The organism is Rickettsia sp. TH2014, assembly GCF_019249195.1.
Taxonomy (GTDB): Bacteria; Pseudomonadota; Alphaproteobacteria; order Rickettsiales; family Rickettsiaceae; genus Rickettsia; species Rickettsia felis.
The window spans coordinates 1-4817 of record NZ_MXAX01000285.1 but is presented as its reverse complement, the minus strand read 5'-3'; the positions used below and the strand labels follow the sequence as shown (position 1 = coordinate 4817).

The window sequence follows — 4817 nt, the reverse complement described above, 5'->3', positions numbered from 1 at the left end:
CACAACACTTAATTGCTTCATCGTACTGTTCTAAATAATTATAGCAGCTGCCTTTACTGTAATAAGCATCTGCATCATCAGGCTTTAACTCTATTTTTTTATCGAATTCTTTTATCGCTTCTGCATATCTTTCAAGCTTATGGAGTGCATCACCCTTATTGCAAAAATATACTGGCTCGTGAGGATCGAGTGCTATTGCACTATCGAATTCTTTTATCGCTTCTTCATATCTTTCTAGACAATATAACGCAGCACCTTTATAGCAATAAGCATCCGCATAATGCGGATTTAGCTCTATTGCCTTATTGAAAGCAGTAATTGCATCCTCGTATCTCTCAAACTTTTTAAATACCACACCCTGCTCATAATATGCTCCGGCATAATGCGGCTTTAACATAATAGCTTGGTCAAGAGCTTTAATTGCCTCTTTGGCAAAAGATCCATCAAACTTACCGAGATTTCTACCTAACTCACAATAAAGTTTTGGGTCATTTGGCTCTAACTCTATCGCTCGCTCATAACAGCTATGTGCTTCAGCAATTCTATCTGCCTTAGATAGTAATAATCCTTTATTATAATAGGCACCTGAGCACAGTTTATTTATGGCTTTACCATATGCTTCTTCAGCTAATTCTCGCTTACCTAGTAACGATAAACTAGCTCCTTTACCTAAATAAGCCTCTCCAAACATATTCTCTTCATTAATAGCTACTGCACTATTGAATTCTTTTAAAGCGTCCTCATATCTTTCTAGATTATATAACTTATAGCCTTTATTTAATTTGTTTAATGTGTTCTTATTCTCTAAATTTGATACATGCTCTGTCATTTAATTACCTATTAATTTTGTTCTACTAATTCTTTTGATCAAATCCTTGGTTTGAGCCTGTAAAGTCCTATCTTTTAGATAATTTATGGTGCTAGTTTGATGAATCATGGCTAATTTAAAATTAGGATTAATGGTACTTGCTTTACCAAAACATATGACTGCTTCTGTGTATCTACATAATTCACATAGACTACGTCCCTTGTTGTAATAAGCCTCTGCATCATCAGGCTTTAGTGCTATCGCCTGATTGTAGCAGCTAATAGCTTCGTTATGTTTTGCTAAACTGGCTAAGGCGTAACCTTTTTCATTATAAGCTTCGGCATAATCAGGATTTAGCTCTATCGCCCTATTGAAAGCTTTAATTGCCACGTCTGCACGCTCTAACTTTAAAAGTGCTTTTCCTTTATGATGGTAATACATAGAACGGGTAATAATATTACTTGCTTCCTCGAAAGAGATTAATGCCTCTTTATATTCCCCGCTCCCATACAATCTCTGACCTTGCTTAAAATAATATTCTGCATCATTTTTAGGTCTAATGAATTTCTCAAGTAAGTTTATTATCGGTTCATAGCATTCGATTAACTCCTCATCCTTGATTTTTGTTTTTTCATCTATAGTCCGCACTAATAACTCGCTCAGTGCCACTATGCCATTTTTATATACTTTGAGGTTAAAGAGATTGATATGATCTTCACTAGGAATATTATCAATGCCAGCTGTTTTCATGACTTTATTACATAGTTCAAGAGCTAATACATAACTCTTCATATTTTTACGGCGCATCTTTACTTCTTCTACTGCAGCTATATTCTCTTGATATTCTACATTTTTCATACAACACCTATTGTCTAAGTATTAATTTAAGATTAATTCTTTATGTCYTTATTGGCAATGTTAAGGTAGGTAATACCTACCTCTTTGCCTTACGACTGTTTTATTTTTGTTATTTTCTTAAGGGTTTTTTATTCGTTTGGTCTAGAGACTCACCTTCAGCTTTAAAACCCCTTGATGGCTCTTAAATCGCTTTTGCCTTGTATGGTCGTATAGTAGCTCTAACTTAATATTTTTCCGGCTCGCTATTAATCCGACCCCAGCATTAAGACTCGTCCTTTCGTTCTGAGCATTAGTTGATATGGTGCCAGTTCCGATAGTTTGCTTGGACTCGTAGTACGTTAAAGTGAAAGGATGGCTTTTGCCCCTGCTACCTATTCTTCTCTCTACCGAGAAATGAGCAGTAGGTGTTATGGATATTGCCCGTGAAGTACTACCATTTAGTTTAATAGGGGCAAATATTACTCTGCTGCCTATCTCACCATTAAAGGCTTGGTAGCTCTTTTTAGAATGCTCTATAGATAGGTTACTTGCTATTTGCTCTTTATGGCGACTTGCTTTCTCATATTCGTATCTCAATCCAATGTGAGGTATTAGCGTTACTGCTCTCGGTAACTCTATTCTGTAGTGAAGATGAGGCTCAAGACTCAATAACTTTGAGCTTGCTTTTGTGCCTTTGCTATAGCCTGCTGAACCTATTACCGACATGCTGATATCACGACTTACTGGACGTGAGCCATATAGACTAAATATATGAGTATCATATTTAGTGCTGGTACTTGCAGTACTGCTTCGTAAATCACTTGACCCGCCTTGATCTTGATATTTCACACGACTAGTGCACTTGCTAAAACTGCCACCTACCAGCAAATCATTCTCAAGGTTAAGCTCTAGCCCAATAGTGCCTCCAGCTATTTTAGTGCTGTATCCATTTAAGTCTGCTTTAGATTTTTGTTTGTTACTGCCAAGCGTACCACTACTCCATATACTATAGCCGTGGGTTTTTTCAGCTGCATCATCTAGAGCTCCACCTGCTTCTTCATCACCTGCAGCAACAGCCGCAGTTACTATATCTTTAGCAAAAATGCGGTGCTTAATCTGATGACTTGCTATTTTACTCATATTACGTGCTTGGTTATGTGATGCTGCTACCATAGCTGCTTTTTTAAGCATCTCTTCTTTGTCTATAGAGGTCGCTTGTACGCAAGGTTCGCTAGATGCAGCATCAACATCTACTTCAGTAATAGAGTTTTGGATATCGTCGTCTTCTACTGTTTCTTGGGTCAAGATATCACTATCTCCATGATACTCGCTTTCTTCTTGAAGCTCAGATGATATAGATGCCATTGTTACTGGTGCTTGCTTGAGGTTTGATACTTCAGTAAGTTGGTCTAACGCTGCTAGTTCATCTTCTGATGGAGGTGGTGGAAATGGTAAATCTTCTATTGCATCATCCTCAGTAACATCAGACACTATGCCCAACTCCTGTAATTCCTCTGCCGTTGGAGGGGGAGGAAACAGTAAATCTTCATCAGCGTTTTCTATTATTTCAGATATATTTTTCTCTCTATCCACCTCTGTTACTGGGTATGGTGGTAGGGGCAGCCTATCCTGCTCTTTTTCTAATACGTCATAGTCTATTGTTTGAGTGGCATTGATATCATTAGAATTGGATATTATGCCCGTATCCATTAATGCTAATTCTGCTTCCGTTGGTGGGGGAGGCAATATTAAAGCTGTATCATCGTTATCTATGACTTGTTCATTATTTTTTGACTCAAACTCAGAAGTGAATGCATCGCCTATTTTAGTATCAGGATCTTTGTATGCTAAGCCTAATCTTGATTTTGCAATAGTAGCGTATTTCGCTTCTAATAAGGCTTTGTTCTTTGCTATTGCTGATTTATTTCTTTCGATAGTTTGTCTTGCTTCCTCAGATGCTGATAGTTTTGAATATATAGCATCTGCAGGTGGTGCTGATTGCAAAGCTGATGTAGGTGATGATATTTCATTTTCCTCATCTAACCCTTCCACTTCATCATCTTCTTCTATCTCCATTACTGCTCTTCTTCTGCTTAAAGTCTGTTGTAGCTCATCTTTAACCTCAAGTTCCGCTAAAATCACAGTAGAACTTTGTTTTGCTTTATAATGATTGTTTGGAATTAATGGCTCTTTATACTGACACCCTACTATCTTAGGTAAATCTTGTATTGGAACTGATGTTGATGACTTAGTAGTATCAGAGCCATTAAAAGTATTTACTGGTTCTGTGTTTGTTGTATCATTTGATTCCGGTGTTACTCTTTTGGCAACATCTTCTATAGCCTGCTTGCTCCACTTATCGTCCTCTTCATCATCCCACTCATCATCATTCTCACTAAAATTAGATAGACTCGAAGTGTCTTCTTTATCTACTGCAAAAAAATGATTTGGGATCGTTATACTCATGCCACCTATCTCAGTTTTAACACCTTGATTTTGATCTGATGATCTCGGTATGCTAGGCGTGGTTGATATGCTGCAATCTGATTCTAAAGAGTGTTCTGATGAAGTATCTGATATTGTGTCATCTGATAATGTATCGTATGCACTATCGCCATCTAGTACTTGGTCTAATATCTCGATAGCTGCCTTCTCTGTTTCTGTTATTCCCTCTGCAGGTTGTGCTGATGGTAGCGGTAAATCATTATCGCTAGGTGCTGATGCTAAGTATTCTAGTGGTGGGGCAGATGGCAATCCTTCTGCAAGTGCGGTATCGTCCCATGGTTCAGAATATATAGTCTCCTCGTCCCAATCTTTCGTTACAAGATTGTCTTGAGGCATGAAATATATACTGTCTCTGCTGAGAGTGGCAGATCCATCTGCTGCAAAATTAAATGATGTGTTTACATTATTAAAGTTATTGTGTAGTTGCTCATCGGGATCATTGTTATATAAGTCCTGTAGTTCTTCTATAGTAATGGGCTTTTCTTGAGCTTTAGGCGCAGTACTACCGCTATTGAATCCTAATATATTACTAAGATGGCTTAATGGGTTTTTGAACTTAAACCATCTTGAGGTATTGCTATTGTTTCCTTGGGGTGATTGTACTGTAACTTCTTCAGATTCTACGCTAGGATGTGCTTTAGCATCTAATGTTGCTGTGAGCATCATT

The 4817-nt window shown here is 37.7% G+C and carries 3 protein-coding genes; all 3 read right to left on the bottom strand.

What is annotated here, in order from left to right; all coding sequences use genetic code 11:
- A partial coding sequence (locus tag KYQ89_RS05925; protein ID WP_218460814.1) for a tetratricopeptide repeat protein occupies positions 1-829 on the bottom strand: 829 nt, incomplete at its 3' end.
- Positions 830-1666 (bottom strand): tetratricopeptide repeat protein, encoded by an 837-nt coding sequence (locus tag KYQ89_RS05920; RefSeq protein ID WP_256621487.1) that lies wholly within the window; start codon positions 1664-1666, stop codon positions 830-832.
- Positions 1667-1807: 141 nt separating this feature from the next.
- The coding region (locus KYQ89_RS07990; protein ID WP_256621486.1) for an autotransporter outer membrane beta-barrel domain-containing protein at positions 1808-4817 on the bottom strand (3010 nt) is incomplete at its 5' end.